The sequence below is a fragment of the Citromicrobium sp. JLT1363 genome (genome assembly GCF_000186705.1).
In the GTDB taxonomy this organism is placed as follows: Bacteria; Pseudomonadota; Alphaproteobacteria; order Sphingomonadales; family Sphingomonadaceae; genus Alteriqipengyuania.
Genome location: NZ_AEUE01000004.1, coordinates 533,271 through 547,338 on the forward strand (window position 1 = coordinate 533,271; position 14,068 = coordinate 547,338).

At 65.5% G+C, this 14,068-nt stretch carries 15 protein-coding genes; 8 read left to right on the forward strand and 7 right to left on the reverse strand.

From position 1 onward, the window contains the following. Positions 1-19: 19 nt before the first annotated feature. Genes pspC through ADAD_RS17120 form a run of 4 tightly spaced genes read right to left on the reverse strand, consistent with a single transcriptional unit; the run spans position 20 to position 1,757 of the window. Positions 20-400 (reverse strand): envelope stress response membrane protein PspC, encoded by a 381-nt coding sequence (gene pspC, locus ADAD_RS0109500; protein ID WP_010413069.1) that lies wholly within the window; start codon positions 398-400, stop codon positions 20-22. Then, the gene (gene pspB / locus ADAD_RS0109505) at positions 397-717 is read right to left on the reverse strand and encodes an envelope stress response membrane protein PspB (RefSeq protein WP_010413071.1); all 321 of its coding nucleotides are present in this window, start codon (positions 715-717) and stop codon (positions 397-399) included. The genes pspC and pspB overlap by 4 nt, the downstream gene beginning before the upstream one ends. Before the next feature lie 3 nt (positions 718-720). After that, positions 721-1,608: a phage shock protein PspA gene (gene pspA, locus ADAD_RS0109510; RefSeq protein WP_010413073.1), complete on the reverse strand. Its 888-nt coding sequence runs from the start codon at positions 1,606-1,608 to the stop codon at positions 721-723. Then, entirely contained in the window at positions 1,605-1,757 is a 153-nt protein-coding gene (locus tag ADAD_RS17120; RefSeq protein ID WP_010413075.1) for a hypothetical protein, read from the reverse strand. Before ADAD_RS17120 ends, pspA begins: the two co-directional genes overlap by 4 nt. 150 nt (positions 1,758-1,907) lie before the next feature. Here ADAD_RS17120 and pspF point away from each other — a divergent pair, with 150 nt between their 5' ends. From pspF to ADAD_RS15805, 5 genes are all read left to right on the forward strand, one after another. Next, positions 1,908-2,936, forward strand: a complete 1,029-nt coding sequence (gene pspF, locus ADAD_RS0109520) for a phage shock protein operon transcriptional activator (protein ID WP_010413077.1) — start codon at positions 1,908-1,910, stop codon at positions 2,934-2,936. Positions 2,937-3,095: 159 nt separating this feature from the next. Continuing rightward, positions 3,096-4,559, forward strand: coding sequence for an IMP dehydrogenase (gene guaB, locus ADAD_RS0109525; protein ID WP_010413079.1), 1,464 nt, complete (start codon positions 3,096-3,098; stop codon positions 4,557-4,559). A 6-nt stretch (positions 4,560-4,565) separates the two neighbouring features. After that, a complete protein-coding gene (locus ADAD_RS0109530) occupies positions 4,566-5,078 on the forward strand; it encodes a DUF6653 family protein (RefSeq protein ID WP_010413085.1) in 513 nt (170 codons plus the stop codon). A gap of 205 nt (positions 5,079-5,283) precedes the next feature. Beyond that, entirely contained in the window at positions 5,284-6,465 is a 1,182-nt protein-coding gene (locus ADAD_RS0109535; protein ID WP_010413087.1) for an RsmB/NOP family class I SAM-dependent RNA methyltransferase, read from the forward strand. A 59-nt stretch (positions 6,466-6,524) separates the two neighbouring features. Next, on the forward strand, positions 6,525-7,082 hold the full coding sequence (locus ADAD_RS15805) for a tetratricopeptide repeat protein (RefSeq protein ID WP_237700804.1): 558 nt from the start codon (positions 6,525-6,527) through the stop codon (positions 7,080-7,082). Here ADAD_RS15805 and ADAD_RS0109545 read toward each other — a convergent pair. Together ADAD_RS0109545 and ADAD_RS0109550 are read right to left on the reverse strand one after the other, a co-directional pair. Next, positions 7,043-7,540: an RNA pyrophosphohydrolase gene (locus ADAD_RS0109545; RefSeq protein WP_010413090.1), complete on the reverse strand. Its 498-nt coding sequence runs from the start codon at positions 7,538-7,540 to the stop codon at positions 7,043-7,045. The genes ADAD_RS15805 and ADAD_RS0109545 overlap by 40 nt on opposite strands. After that, on the reverse strand, positions 7,537-8,508 hold the full coding sequence (locus ADAD_RS0109550; RefSeq protein WP_010413092.1) for an alpha/beta hydrolase: 972 nt from the start codon (positions 8,506-8,508) through the stop codon (positions 7,537-7,539). Before ADAD_RS0109550 ends, ADAD_RS0109545 begins: the two co-directional genes overlap by 4 nt. Positions 8,509-8,680: 172 nt before the next feature. On the opposite strand from ADAD_RS0109550, the gene ADAD_RS0109555 reads away from it, so the two are divergent. Together ADAD_RS0109555 and ADAD_RS0109560 are read left to right on the forward strand one after the other, a co-directional pair. Then, positions 8,681-10,618: a 2-oxoacid:acceptor oxidoreductase subunit alpha gene (locus ADAD_RS0109555; protein WP_010413095.1), complete on the forward strand. Its 1,938-nt coding sequence runs from the start codon at positions 8,681-8,683 to the stop codon at positions 10,616-10,618. Positions 10,619-10,742: 124 nt separating this feature from the next. Then, complete coding sequence (locus ADAD_RS0109560) at positions 10,743-11,777, forward strand: 2-oxoacid:ferredoxin oxidoreductase subunit beta (RefSeq protein WP_010413096.1); 1,035 nt, start codon at positions 10,743-10,745, stop codon at positions 11,775-11,777. Here ADAD_RS0109560 and ADAD_RS0109565 read toward each other — a convergent pair. Continuing rightward, positions 11,774-12,547 carry a phosphatase PAP2 family protein gene (locus ADAD_RS0109565; RefSeq protein WP_010413098.1) on the reverse strand — a complete coding sequence of 258 codons (774 nt, stop codon included), beginning with the start codon at positions 12,545-12,547 and terminating at the stop codon, positions 11,774-11,776. The genes ADAD_RS0109560 and ADAD_RS0109565 overlap by 4 nt on opposite strands. 40 nt (positions 12,548-12,587) lie before the next feature. On the opposite strand from ADAD_RS0109565, the gene ADAD_RS0109570 reads away from it, so the two are divergent. After that, the gene (locus tag ADAD_RS0109570) at positions 12,588-14,000 is read left to right on the forward strand and encodes a cryptochrome/photolyase family protein (protein ID WP_010413102.1); all 1,413 of its coding nucleotides are present in this window, start codon (positions 12,588-12,590) and stop codon (positions 13,998-14,000) included. The last annotated feature ends 68 nt before the right edge of the window (positions 14,001-14,068 follow it).

Genomic DNA, 14,068 nt, shown 5'->3' on the forward strand with positions numbered 1-14,068 from the left:
TCCCCTAATTCGTAATGTCTTAGCGCAGGCGTTCGATCTCAGCGTCGAGGCGCGGGTTGGAGCTGACATAGTGCTCCTCCACATTCGCCAGGCGACGGTCGATCTCGCGCAGCTTGCCGCGGATTTCCCGCGCGGTGCGCTTCGGATTGGCGCGCACGCCCTGCCAGTATTTCTGCTCCTGCTTGTCGGCGGTGTAGAGGTGCGAGGGCTTCTTGTTCAGCATAAGTCCCATGATCAGGTAGGCGACGAGGATGAGCCCTCCGCTCGGCCAGATCATGAACAGCATGCCGAGACGCCACCAGAGCACGTCGACCCCGGTATAGTCGGCCAGGCCTGCACAGACGCCCATCAGCTTGGCGTTCTGCTCGTCCTTGTAGAGCGTGGTGCGAGACGTGTTCATGCGCGGGTTTCCTTGTGTTCGGCGCGCTTCCTGGCGAGCAGCGCCTCCAGTTCATCGAGTTCCTCGTTGTCGGCCTGGTTGTCGGCGATCAGGCGAGCGGGCTTGAAGTCGGCATGGTCGTGAGCGACCAGTCGCTCGACCGTGTCCATCCGCTCGTCGAGACGCTTGGTGAGGTTGTAGAGCTCCTCCAGCAGTGCCTCGTCGTCACCGGTGATGCTGCCGCCAGCGGTCTTCCACTTCGTGACGTAGTGCAGAATCAGCCATGGGAGTCCGAGTAGGAATGCGATGGCGACAGTTGCGACCATAAGTTCTTCCATGGCTCAATTCCCCTTCTTCGCGTCGTCGGCTCCCTTGCCGAGCGCGCGTTTCATTTCTTCCAGTTCCTCGTCGACCTTGTCCGATCCTGCGAGGGCGGCGATTTCGTCGGACAGCGACAGCTTGCCGCTCTCGCTTTCCATCTTGAGCTGGTCGGCGCGGCCTTCCGCGTAATCGACCCGGCGTTCGAGCGCGTCGAAGCGGGTCAGCGCCTCGTCGACCCGCTCGGTCGTCATCAGGCTGCGCAGCTTCACGCGGTTTTCGGCGCTTTCGAGCCGTGCGGCGATCTGCGTCTGGCGGCTGCGCGCTTCGCGCAGGCGACTCTGCAGCTTGTGTATGTCTTCCTCGTAGGCGCGCAGCGAATCGTCGAGCACGCTGATTTCCGCCTTGAGCTGTTCGCTCATGTCGGCAGCTTTCTTGCGTTCGACCAGCGCGGCCCGCGCCAGGTCTTCGCGATCCTTGCTCAGCGCGAGCTGCGCCTTCTCGCCCCAGTCGGCCTGCAGCTTGTCCAGCTTCACCGTGTGGCGGTGCATTTCCTTCTGGTCCGCTATGGTGCGCGCGGCGCTCGCGCGGACCTCGACCAGCGTTTCCTCCATTTCGAGGATGATCATCCGGATCATCTTCGAAGGGTCGTCCGCCTTGTCCAGCATTTCGTTGAAATTGGCCGCGATGATGTCGCGGGTGCGGCTGAAAATGCCCATGAAGGGTGCTCCGTATGAAATGAAATCGCCCAGCTTCTGGTTGACCTTGTCCGGGTCTGTCCAGTCCGCAGCCCGCTGCGCGCCTGATCGGCGTTCCTGCGCGGGGGTGGGGCTGCGGCGCAGCCGCTCGACCTCGTTGTCGAGGCGCGAGAGGCGGCTGTTGCGGCCCGGCGGGTCAGTATGGTCGGTCATGCGATTTCCGTCACCTGTAGCATAAGCGGGCCGTCTTCATGAGGGCCATCGACCGACGGCGGATTCATGGCGACCAGTGCGCCCACGGCGAGGATCGTGACCAGCACGGCCGCTCCGAAAGTGCGCTTGGGATGGGCTTGTTCGTGCATGATCTGTCTCCTCCTTGGTATTGCCCGGTACTTTGCAACCGCCGTGCCAGTTTGGAGAAAAGGCCGGATTTCAGCCGTTTCGGGATTTTTCGACGAACGGCATGTTGGGGATAATTGCCAAGCCTTGGGAAATCCCACTATATTCGGGGCATGGAGCGGGAAAATCAGTTCGTCGGGCAATCGCTCGCCTTTCTCGATGCGGTGGAGCGGACCAGCCGCGCCGCCGCGCTGGAGCGTCCGGTGCTCGTCATCGGGGAACGCGGAACGGGCAAGGAACTGATCGCGGAGCGCCTCCATCGCCTCAGCGGGCGGTGGGGCGAAGCGCTCGTCACCATGAACTGCGCGGCGCTGCCCGAAACCCTGATCGAGGCCGAGCTGTTCGGTCACGAGGCAGGCGCGTTTACGGGCGCGACCCGCACGCGCGAGGGCCGGTTCGAGGAAGCCGACGGCGGCACGCTGTTCCTGGACGAACTCGCCACGCTGTCCATGGCCGCGCAGGAACGCCTGCTGCGCGCGGTGGAATATGGCGAAGTCACCCGGATCGGATCGTCGCGCCCGCTGCGGGTCGATGTGCGGATTGTCGCCGCCACCAATGAAGACCTGCCGACCAAGGCCGAACGCGGCGAGTTTCGCGCCGACCTGCTCGACCGGCTCAGCTTCGAGGTCATCACGCTCCCCCCGCTCAGGGCACGCGAGGGCGATGTTGCGGTGCTGGCGGACTATTTCGGGCGGCGCATGGCGGCGGAACTGGCGTGGGAGGCCTGGCCGGGCTTTGCCGAGCATGTCGCACAGCAGCTGGAAGACTATGCCTGGCCCGGCAACGTGCGCGAACTGCGCAACGTGATCGAACGCGCGGTCTATCGCTGGGACGATCCGGAAAGACCGGTCGGCCACATTGTCTTCGATCCGTTCGACAGCCCGTGGAAGCCCGAATCGAGCGCGCCGGCCAGCAGCGCGCATTCGCCGCAGAAGCCGAAGGAAACGGCTCCCGCGCGGCCGGATTTCGACGATGTGGCGGACCTTCGCGCGGCGGTCGACAACCACGAGCGTTCCATTGTCGAGCACGCGCTGGGCAAGCACCGCTGGAACCAGCGGCAGACCGCCAAGGCGCTGGGCCTCAGCTACGATCAGCTGCGCCACTGCATCAAGAAGCACGGTCTGATGGAAGAGGGCGCCTGATGTCTTCGTGAAATAGTCACCACGGGCCACTGGCGAAGCGGCGCTCGCCTCGCTAAGGGCCGCCTGCAAGACAGTGGTTCCAACTCCCCCGCGATGTTCGAGTCGCACGGCACAAGCCGGGCTCGGGATCGCCAACCCAGCTTGCGAAAGGTGCCCGCCGTGGCCTTCAAGGAAATCCCCCTAGCACTCACTTTCGACGACGTGCTGCTGCGCCCCGCCGCCAGCGAGGTGCTGCCCAGCATGGCGGACACGCGCACCCGCCTCACGCGCGAGATTTCGCTCAACATCCCCGTCATATCCTCTGCAATGGATACCGTGACGGAAGCCGACATGGCGATTGCCATGGCGCAGCTGGGCGGCATGGGTGTGCTGCACCGCAATCTCGATATCGAGGAGCAGGTGGCTGCGGTGCGCGCGGTCAAGCGGTTCGAGAGCGGGATGGTGGTCAACCCGATCACCATCGGGCCTGACGCGACTTTGGGCGAAGCGCAGGAAATCATGAGCGCGAACCGCATCAGCGGCATTCCGGTGACGGATCGCGGCGGCAAGCTGGTTGGCATCCTGACCAACCGCGATGTGCGCTTCGCCGAAAACGTGCGGCAGCCGATCCGTGAACTGATGACGACCGACAACCTCGCCACCGTGCCGCTGGGCACCGGGCAGGAAGAGGCGCGGCGGATGCTGCATCAGCGGCGGATCGAGAAGCTGATCGTGGTGGACGAAGATTATCGCTGCATCGGGCTTATCACCGTCAAGGACATCGAAAAGGCCGTCACCTATCCCAACGCGACCAAGGATGCGGCCGGCCGCCTGCGGGTGGCGGCGGCGACCACCACGGGCGACAAGGGTTTCGAGCGAACGCAGGCGCTGATCGATGCCGAAGTCGATGTCGTCATCATCGACACCGCGCACGGCCATAACCGCGATGTTCTCAAAGCAGTGGAGCGGGCCAAGACGCTGTCCAATTCGGTCCAGATCATCGCGGGCAATGTCGCCACCGCGGAGGCGACGCGTGCGCTGATCGATGCGGGCGCGGATGCGGTGAAGGTCGGCATCGGGCCGGGTTCCATCTGCACCACGCGCGTCGTCGCGGGCGTCGGCGTGCCGCAGCTCACCGCGATCATGGATTCTGCCGAGGAAGCCGAGAAATCGGGCGTCCCGGTGATCGGCGATGGCGGACTTCGCACCAGCGGCGATGCGGCCAAGGCGCTGGCGGCAGGCGCAAGCTGCGTGATGATCGGGTCCATGCTGGCCGGGACCGAGGAAGCGCCGGGCGAAACCTTCATCTACCAGGGCCGCAGCTTCAAGGCCTATCGCGGGATGGGCAGCGTGACGGCGATGGCGCGCGGCAGTGCGGACCGCTATTTCCAGCAGGACGTATCGGCGATGAAGCTGGTGCCCGAAGGGATCGAGGGGCAGGTGCCCTACAAGGGCCCGGCGAAGGACGTGATCCATCAGCTGGTCGGCGGGATCAAGGCGGCAATGGGCTATACCGGCAGCCTTACGATCGAGGATCTGCGCAAGGGCGCACAGTTCGTGCAGATCACCAACGCGGGCCTCGCCGAAAGCCACGTGCACGACGTGGCGATCACGCGCGAGGCACCCAACTACCCTACGCGGTAAGGCCCGATGGCCATCGAAAAGCATGTCGCGGGTTTCTTCCGGCTCGATGACCAGGGCTGGGCGCGGCATGCCAATCCGTGGAGCGGATGGTCCCGGTTCGCGACGGGGATGGTCCTGCCCATCCTCGCCATCTGGAGCCGGGTGTGGATCGGATGGTGGGCTGCGCTCGCCTTCGCTGCCGTCGCGCTCTGGCTATGGCTCAATCCGCGCCTGTTTCCACCGGTCGATCACGATCGCGGCTGGATGTCGCGCGGCGTCTTCGGGGAGCGTGCCTTTATCGAGCATCGCCAGATCGCGACCGGCCTGATTTCGGTGCGGCGCGCCAATCTGTTCAACCTGGTCGCAGCGTTCGGCCTGATCCCGCTGGCCTACGGCTTGTGGGTGCTCGATCCCGTGGCGACCATTCTCGGCGCGAGCATCAGCATCGCGGGCAAGATGCTCTTCATGGGGGAGATGGTGGCGCTCTACGACCGGATGAAGGCCGCGCACCCCGAACTTGCCTACCGGGCCGGGGCGTGACCGCAATTGCGTAACTCCGGGGCAGGATGCGCTTTCCTACCCACCCGCATGCGTGCCATGGCGAAGGGATGAGATACTCCCCAGCCAATATGTTTTCGCCAATGTCTTGCCGCGCCCTCCCTGGCGCTGGAACCGTGGGGCGTTTTCTTCCCCTGAACACTGTGTCAGGTGTGTCAGGCCTTCCGCCTGTCGCAGGACGCGCGGCATGACCCCGGCCGCGCGCGTCCAGGCCGCCATCGAGATTCTCGACCGCGTGATCGAAGCCGCCAAGGGGCAGGGCGCCCCGGCAGACCGGATCGTGGCCGATTGGGCCAAGGCGAACCGCTATGCCGGTTCAAAGGACCGGCGTGCCGTGCGCGAACTCGTCTACGACGCGATCCGCCACTGCGGGCCGGTGCCCGAAAGCGGACGCGCGGCAATGCTCGCGCTGGCGGAGAGGGACAAGTCGATCGCTGCCCTGTTCGACGGATCGCAATACGGCCCGGCACCGATCCAGCCCGATGAACCGGTCGCCAAGCGCGGTTTCGCGCCGGTCTGGCTGGGCAAGCGGCTGTCCGCTTCCGATGTGAAGGGGGCAGAGGGGATGGCGCTGATGGGCCGCGCTCCGCTCGACGTGCGGGTGAACACGCTCAAGGCAGATCGCGCCGCCCTCGACCTGCCGGTCGCCGGCGAGCATCTGGCCGCGCCCAACGCGCTTCGGTTCGAAGCGGGCACTCCCGTCGATCAGTGGGACGCGTTTCGCGAAGGCCGGTTCGAAGTGCAGGACCATGGCAGCCAGCTCGCCTGCCTCGCAGCGGGTGTGCGGCCCGGGGAAACCGTGATCGATCTGTGCGCGGGCGCAGGCGGCAAAACGCTGGCGCTGGCCGCGGCGATGCAGAACGCCGGTCGCCTGATCGCGTCGGACACCGACAAGCGCCGCCTTTCGCAGCTCGGGCCACGGGCCGAGAGAGCGGGCGCGGGTCTCGTGGAACAGCGCCTGCTCGATCCGGGGCGCGAAATGGAGATGCTGGGCGATCTGGCCGGCGCAGCGGATTGCGTTCTGATCGACGCGCCCTGTTCGGGCGTCGGCACATGGCGGCGCAAGCCAGAGGCCAAGTGGCGGCTGACACCCGAGCGGCTGGCGCAGTTCGCCGCAACGCAGGATGCGCTCCTTGCGCTGGGCGCGAAGCTCGTCAAACCCGGTGGGCGGCTTGTCTTCGTCACCTGTTCGCTGCTGGACGAAGAAGGCCCGGATCGATTCGCCGCGTTTCTGCAAGCCCACGAGGGCTGGCGCGCGGACATGCCCGAATTGCCGCTGGGCACCGCGCGAGGGCAGGGAATCCGCCTGTCTCCGTTCCACCACGGCACGGACGGATTTTTCGTCGCGCGTGCCCACTTGCCGTGTTAACCTTTGTACCTATGGTCGCTGACGCCCACGATTTTCTGGCTTCCTCGAAGGATACCATCATGCGCTTCGCCCCTGCCGCCGCCGCCCTGTCCTTACTGGTCGCGGTGTCGGCCAGTGTGGGATCTGCGCAGGACAATTCGGTCGATCCGCGTGCAGGCGTGCTGATGGCCCAGGCCGAGGCCGCGCTGGAAGCAGGCCAGCCGCAGCGTGCGGTCGATGCGCTGGAAGCGGCCTTCGCAATCGATCCCAGGCACACTCCGATCCTGATCGCGCTGGCCGAGGCGGCCCGGCGCGAGGGGCTGCAGGGCAAGGCGATCCGCTACTACCGCGAGGCGCTGACCCGCGATCCCGGCAATTACGCCGCGATTTCGGGCGAGGGCGCGGCCATGGTGGAAAAGGGCGCAATCGACCGGGCGCAGCGCAATCTCGCGCAGCTGGAATCGCTGTGCGGATCGAGCTGCCCGGAAACGCGCACGCTCGCCACGGCGATCGCGCAGGGGCCGAAGAACAGCAAGGTGCTCACCGCCGAAGCGGTGATGCCCGATGCGGTGGTGACGCAGAATCTGAGCGGCGAGGCTCAGATCAGTTCGGCGAATTCGGCCACGACCGCGCGGTAGACGCGCTTCTTGAAGGGCACGATCAGGTCCGGCACCGTCGTGGCGGGCACCCAGCGATATTCGCAGAATTCCGGCTCTTTGTGGGCTTCCAGATCGATGTCGTCGTCCGAACCTTCGAACCGGGCGAGGAACCAGTTCTGCTCCTGGCCGCGGTAATGGCCGCCCCACAGCTTGCCGATCAGATCGTCGGGCAGGTCGTAGCGCAGCGGTTCGGCGGTCTGGCCGATCACGGCGATCTTGTCCGCGATCACGCCGGTTTCCTCCCACAGCTCCCGGAAGAGCGCGTCCCGCGGGTCTTCGCCCGGGTCGATCCCGCCCTGCGGCATCTGCCAGAAGTCGCCTTCCTTGGTGTCGATCCGTCGCCCGACGAACACCTCGCCGCTGTAGTTGACCAGCATCACGCCCACGCAGGGTCGATAGCCCAGTGCGCTGGCCTGTTGGTCCTTGTCCGTCGTCATGTCCGTCGTCCTACTGCGGCACCGACCGCATCGATAAAGGCTTCCACATCGGCTTGCCCACTGGGGATTGCCTTGCGCATGGTGAAAAATCCGTGGATGATCCCGGGAAATTCCAGATAGGTAATCTCCGTCCCCTGCTTCACCATGCACGCGGCATAGTTTCGCCCGGAATCGCGCAAGGGATCGAGCCCGGCGGTGCACAGCACCGTTGCCGGGGCGTTGCTGCAATCGCCCAGCAGCGGGAGGTTGCGCGGGCTTTGCGGGTCGGCGGCATAGGACTTGGTGAACCAAGCCATGGTGTCGCCGGTGAGGAAATAGCCGTCCTTGAACTGCCGGTAGCTGTCGTACTGGCCCGCCTCGTCCGCGACCGGATAGATCGGCGCCTGCACCAGCACCGGCACATCCGCCGGCTCGTCCCGCAGGGCATTGGTGGTGACGATCGTCAGGTTGCCGCCGGCACTGTCTCCGCTGATGACCAGCCCGGTGATCTCGCGTCCCAGCTCTGCGGGAGAGGATGCCAGCCAGCGCGCCGCCGCCTCGCAATCGTCGGGCGCCGCAGGGAACGGGTTTTCGGGAGCCAGACGGTAGTCCACCGAAAGGACCGGCAGATCGAGCCGCGCCGCAAACTCGGTGCACAGGGCGTGGTACACCTCCAGATCGCCGAGTACGAAGCCGCCACCATGCAGGAACAGCACCGCCGGGCCTGCTTCGCGCGATTCGCGAGCGTCGTAGAAGCGGCAGGGGATGTCGCCGGCAGGCCCCGGGCACGCCACATCCTTGATAACCGCCAGTTCGCGGGGCGCAGCCTCGCCGATCTGTGCCATCGCGCGCATCGCTTCGCGCGCGGCCTGCGCGCCGACTTCCTCCGCCGGAGGACGGTTCATCGCTTTCAGCATGTCCAGCAGGCCGCGTACGTCCGCTCGCACGAAGGGTTCGGTAGAGGCTTGCGAATTCGGGGCGTCTGCCATTGGTCGTCTCCGGTGAATCGGGCCGCGCTGGATAGGCCCTGCGCGCGCGGCCTGTCCACCGATCAGCATCAGGCCGACTAGAAAAACTTGATTGCTCGCGTGCCGACGGCCACGTAGGCGGCGGTTCAAGGCGGACTATCAAACGCCACGAAGACCGAAGGATTTTGTACCGATGGCGACTCAGGCGCCTCCAGCCTCCACCAATCCCCCCACCGATGCACCCGATGCGATCGTCGTCCGTTTTGCGGGCGATTCCGGCGATGGCATGCAGTTGACCGGCGGACAGTTTACGCTCAGCACCGCGCTGGCGGGCAACGATCTCGCCACTTTCCCGGACTTCCCGGCAGAGATTCGCGCGCCGCAGGGCACGCTGTTCGGCGTCAGCGCATTCCAGATCAATTTCGGAAGTCGTGCGATCAACACCGCAGGCGACGCGCCCGATGTGCTGGTGGCGATGAACCCGGCTGCGCTGAAAGTGAATCTCGCCGCGCTCAAGCCCGGCGGGCTGGTGATCGCGGACACGGGCGAGTTCACCAAGCGCAATCTCGACAAGGCGAAGTACGACGCCAATCCGCTCGAGGACGACAGCCTTGCGCCTTACGATGTGCTCGCGTTCGACATCAGCGCACGCACGCTGGAAGCGGTCGAGCCATTCGGCCTCGGCAAGAAGGACGGCCTGCGCTGCAAGAACATGTGGACGCTGGGTCTCGCGCTGTGGATGTTCGACCGTCCGCGCGAGCCGCTCCACGACTGGCTGAACAAAAAGTTCGCCAAGGCGCCAGACATCGCTGCGGCGAACATCGCCGCGCTCGACGCAGGCCATGCCTATGGCGAGACGGCGGAGCTTTCGGCGCCGCTCAAGCAGGTCCACCTGCCGCCCGCGCCGTCCGAGCCGGGCCTCTATCGCACGATTACGGGTGCCGAAGCCGTCTCGCTCGGCCTCGTGGCCGGCGCGCAGCTGGCCGAGCTGCCGATGTTCTTCGGTGGCTACCCGATCACCCCCGCCTCCGCGATCCTGCACCACCTCGCGCGGCTGAAGGAATACGGCGTCACCACCTTCCAGGCGGAAGACGAGATTGCCGCGGTGTGCGCCGCTATCGGCGCGAGCTATGCTGGCCAGCTGGGCGTCACCTCGTCCTCCGGCCCCGGCATCGCGCTCAAGACCGAGGCGCTGGGCCTTGGCATCATGACCGAGCTGCCGCTGGTGGTGGTCAATTCGCAGCGCGGCGGGCCGTCCACCGGCCTGCCGACCAAGACCGAGCAGAGCGACCTCTATCAGGCGGTCTACGGCCGCAACGGCGATGCGCCGATGCCGGTGATCGCCGCGCGCTCGCCTGCCGACGCCTTCGAGGTCGCGATCGAGGCGTGCCGCATGGCGACGCAATACATGACCCCGGTAATGCTGCTGACCGATGGCTACATCGCCAATGCTGCCGAGCCGTGGAAGGTGCCCGATCCCGAAGGCTTCACGCCGTTCCCCGCCAAGTTCCTCGAGGAACCGCGTGGCGAGGAGCTGTTGCCCTACAAGCGCGACGAAAAGGGCTCGCGCCCGTGGATCAAGCCCGGCACGCCCGGCATGATGCATCGCATCGGCGGGATCGAGAAGGACGCCAACACCGGCAACATCTCCTACGATCCGGCCAACCACCAGCACATGACCGATACGCGCAAGAACAAGATCGCGAATATCGAGGTGCCCGATCAGGACGTCGCCTGGGGCGAGAAGACCGGCAAGCTTGCCGTGGTCGGCTGGGGCAGCACCTACGGCCCGATCAAGCAGGCGGTCCGCCGCTCGCAGGACAAGGGCTGTTCGGTCAGCCATATCCACATCCGCCACATCTGGCCGCTGCCGAAGAACCTCGGCGAACTGCTGAGCGGGTTCGAGCGAGTGCTGGTGCCCGAGATGAACACCGGCCAGCTCAAGACCGTGCTGCGCGACCAGCTGCTGGTGGATGCCGAAAGCCTGACCAAGACCAGCGGCCAGCCGTTCCAGATTGCTGAGCTGGAAGCGGCGATCTGCGCCTATTTCGATGGCGCCCAGGGCAACGAGGGCGGTCAGGTCGCCGCCAACGACCAGCAGCTGCCGAGTACGGTGGAGGCGTCCGAGTGACCTCTCTCACCGCTCATCCTGAGCTTGTCGAAGGATCGTCCTTCTTCGGGCAATCGGTTCAAACGAAAGTGCGGCCCTTCGACAAGCTCAGGGCGAGCGGGTCGTGGGCTGAAGGAATGGTCCAATGAACGCACCTGTTAAAATCGAAACCACGCTCAAGGACTGGGAAACCGACCAGGAGGTCCGCTGGTGCCCGGGTTGCGGGGACTACGCGATCCTCAAGGCCGTGCAGCGCACGCTGCCGCAGCTTGGCAGCGATCCGGCGAACACCGTGTTCATCTCCGGCATCGGCTGTTCCAGCCGCTTCCCCTATTATATCGAGAGCTACGGCTTCCACACGATCCACGGCCGCGCACCGGCTGTGGCGACAGGCGTGAAGCTCGCCAATCCGGACCTCGACGTATGGCTGGTGACCGGCGATGGCGATGGCCTGAGCATCGGCGGCAACCACATGATGCATGTGCTGCGCCGCAACGTGAACATGCAGATCATGCTGTTCAACAACGAGATTTATGGCCTGACCAAGGGCCAGTACTCGCCCACCAGCCGCGAAGGTACGCGCACGCCGACCAGCCCGATCGGTTCGGTCGATCACCCCGCAAACCCTTGCGCCTTTGCGCTGGGCAGCGGTGCGCGGTTCGTGGCACGCGGGATCGACGTGTCGAAGAACCTGCCCGACGTGCTCAAGGCCGCCCACGCGCACCAGGGCGCGGCCTTCATCGAGATCTTCCAGAACTGCATCGTCTACAACAAGGACGTGTTCGATGCCTTCGCCGCGCCCAAGGGTGCGGAAGGCCAGCAGCTGTGGCTGGCCGACGGCGAGCCGATGCTGTTCGACAAGGGCACGAAGGGCCTCGCGTTCGATCCTGAAAAGCTCGCCTTTACCGTGGTCGATGTCGTCGACGGCGACTGGCAGGCCGCAGGCGTGCGCGTGCACGATGTGACCAACCGCGTCATGGCGCACATGCTGGCCGAACTGCCTTTCGACCCGTTTCCCATGCCGCTGGGCGTGCTCTACGACGATCCTGCACCGACATACGAAAGTGCGGTACTTGCAGAGCGCGAAGCTTCGGTCAGCGGCAAGGAAGCAAACCTCGCCAAGCTGCTCAGCGGCGGCCAGACCTGGACGGTCGACGGATCGGCAGAGGATCCGGTCTAGCGGTGCTCCAGCGGATCGAGCCCGTGCGCTGCCGCGCTGTCGGCAGCGCGCTTGGCGGGCTCGTATAGCAGCGCGGCGGCGGTGAAGGCCCATGCCGCGCCGCCTGACCACCCGGCGATCACATCGCTCGGGAAGTGCACGCCCAGCATCACCCGGCTCCACGCGATCATGATCGAAATCACCATCGCGCTGCCGATCAGCGTGTAGCGGACGGTGTGCCTGCTGCTGAGCGATGCGAAGGCGAGCGCCATGCCGATGTAGATCATCGCGGACGCGAAGCTGTGTCCGCTCGGGAAGCTGTAGCCCGCAGCTTCCGTGAGATGAGGGACGAGGGTGGGGCGCTCTCGCCCGACCAGCAGCTTCATCGCTGCGTTGAGCCCCCAGCCGAGCACCACTGTAAGCCCGAAAAGCGTCGCCTCGCGCCGCATCCTGAGAAACAGCAGCGCGACGATGGCCGCGCAGGCCGAGAAGGTGGAGAGCAGCACGCCGCCCAGCGCGGTGATGTCGCGCACCGCCTCCTGCAGCATATTGCCGCCCATCGGCTGGAGTTCGATCCCTGCACGGTAGAGCAGCAGGCCGGAATGATCGAACCCCTCGGTGCGCCCTTGCGTTACCAGCCAGATCATAAGCGCCCAGATCGCCCACAGCACGCCTGCCGCCGCCAGCGCCTTGCCGCGATCGATCGTGAACCCCCGCGCGGGTAGCGAGACCGTTTCGGCGGGAAGGGGGGCTTTGGGCCCGGTTGTCGCGCCGTCGCGGCTCTGATCCATGCAATCTGGAACAGCCCGTTCGAAATGAGGTTCCTTGCGCATGGCTTCTCCCCAAATCGTATGGCTGCGGCGCGACCTTCGTCTGGCGGATCAGCCCGCTCTTCATGCGGCCGCGCAAGCAGGGCCGGTTGTGCCGGTCTTCATCCTCGACGACGAGCGCCCCAAGGGCGACGACGATCGCACCTATGGCGGCGCGCATCGCTGGTGGCTGCACCATTCGCTCGAGAGCCTGTCCAGGGGCTTCGGCAGGCACAACGCACGAATCGTCCTGCGCAAGGGCGACAGCGTTTCGGTTCTTGCCGGGCTTGCGCACGAGCTCGAGGCCGAGGCCGTCCATGCCAACCGGCACTACGAACCGTGGTGGCGCGAGGCGGAGGAAGAACTGAAGGATGCGCTGCCCGATGGTACGAGGCTGTGCCTGCACGACGGCAATTACCTGATGCCGCCGGGCACCGCGACCACCGGCAGCGGCGATCCTTACAAGATCTACACGCCCTTCTATCGCGCGATGCTGGAAATCATGCCGCCGCGAGACGAACTGCCTGTCCCGTCCACCATCTCGCAGCCGTCCGACATGCCTGAGAGTGACGCTCTGGCGGACTGGGACCTGCTACCCACCAGCCCGAACTGGGCCACGCAGATGGAAGACTTCTGGACCGTAGGAGAGGATGCAGCGCACGAGCGGCTAGGCTGGTGGGCCGACCACGTTGCTGAATACGAGGACGGTCGCAACCTGCCCAGTGTCGACCAGACCTCGCAGATGTCGCCGCACCTTCACTGGGGAGAGATTTCGCCGGTCACGATCTGGCACGCGCTCAAGGACAAACGCAGCGATGGCTGGAAGACCTTCGAAAGCGAGCTGATCTGGCGCGATTATGCCCAGAACATCGTCTACCAGTTCCCCGACTATCCGCGCGAAACCTATCGCGACGCGATCGACGACACCAAGCTGTGGCGCAATCCCAATCGCGGTCACATCATTCAGGAAGAACTGGAGGCCTGGCAGATGGGGCGCACCGGCTACCCCATCGTCGATGCCGGGATGCGCCAGCTCTGGGCGCTCGGCTGGATGCACAACCGCGTGCGGATGATCGCGGCGAGTTTCCTCATCAAGCACCTGCTGATCGACTGGCGGCATGGCGAGCGCTGGTTCTGGGATACGCTGGTGGATGGCGACTATGCCTCCAACGGGACCAACTGGCAGTGGGTCGCGGGCACGGGCGTGGACAGCAACATGTTCCCCCGGATCATGGCGCCGCTCAAGCAGTCGGAAAAATTCGACGCGGCCGGGTACATCCGCAAGTGGGTGCCGGAGCTGGCGGATCTCCCTGACGGTGAGATTCACGATCCCACCGATCTGTGCCGGCCCGCCGATTACCCCGAGAAAATCATCAGCCACAAGGAAGGGCGCGAGCGGGCGCTCGAAGCCTATCGCGCGATGAAGGAAGACTGATCGGGCCGGGTGCCACTGCAATCCACCCGGCAAGGCCCTAATGGGTTGTCGGCCCTGCATCCCGGATG

Excerpts from the sequence above, each read along its gene's own strand:
- pspC (WP_010413069.1), bottom strand. The coding sequence starts at position 400 with ATGAACACGTCTCGCACCACGCTCTACAAGGACGAGCAGAACGCCAAG.
- pspB (WP_010413071.1), bottom strand. The coding sequence starts at position 717 with ATGGAAGAACTTATGGTCGCAACTGTCGCCATCGCATTCCTACTCGGA.
- pspA (WP_010413073.1), bottom strand. The coding sequence starts at position 1,608 with ATGACCGACCATACTGACCCGCCGGGCCGCAACAGCCGCCTCTCGCGC.
- ADAD_RS17120 (WP_010413075.1), bottom strand. The coding sequence starts at position 1,757 with ATGCACGAACAAGCCCATCCCAAGCGCACTTTCGGAGCGGCCGTGCTG.
- pspF (WP_010413077.1), top strand. The coding sequence starts at position 1,908 with ATGGAGCGGGAAAATCAGTTCGTCGGGCAATCGCTCGCCTTTCTCGAT.
- ADAD_RS0109530 (WP_010413085.1), top strand. The coding sequence starts at position 4,566 with ATGGCCATCGAAAAGCATGTCGCGGGTTTCTTCCGGCTCGATGACCAG.
- ADAD_RS0109535 (WP_010413087.1), top strand. The coding sequence starts at position 5,284 with ATGACCCCGGCCGCGCGCGTCCAGGCCGCCATCGAGATTCTCGACCGC.
- ADAD_RS15805 (WP_237700804.1), top strand. The coding sequence starts at position 6,525 with ATGCGCTTCGCCCCTGCCGCCGCCGCCCTGTCCTTACTGGTCGCGGTG.
- ADAD_RS0109545 (WP_010413090.1), bottom strand. The coding sequence starts at position 7,540 with ATGACGACGGACAAGGACCAACAGGCCAGCGCACTGGGCTATCGACCC.
- ADAD_RS0109550 (WP_010413092.1), bottom strand. The coding sequence starts at position 8,508 with ATGGCAGACGCCCCGAATTCGCAAGCCTCTACCGAACCCTTCGTGCGA.
- ADAD_RS0109555 (WP_010413095.1), top strand. The coding sequence starts at position 8,681 with ATGGCGACTCAGGCGCCTCCAGCCTCCACCAATCCCCCCACCGATGCA.
- ADAD_RS0109560 (WP_010413096.1), top strand. The coding sequence starts at position 10,743 with ATGAACGCACCTGTTAAAATCGAAACCACGCTCAAGGACTGGGAAACC.
- ADAD_RS0109565 (WP_010413098.1), bottom strand. The coding sequence starts at position 12,547 with ATGGATCAGAGCCGCGACGGCGCGACAACCGGGCCCAAAGCCCCCCTT.
- ADAD_RS0109570 (WP_010413102.1), top strand. The coding sequence starts at position 12,588 with ATGGCTTCTCCCCAAATCGTATGGCTGCGGCGCGACCTTCGTCTGGCG.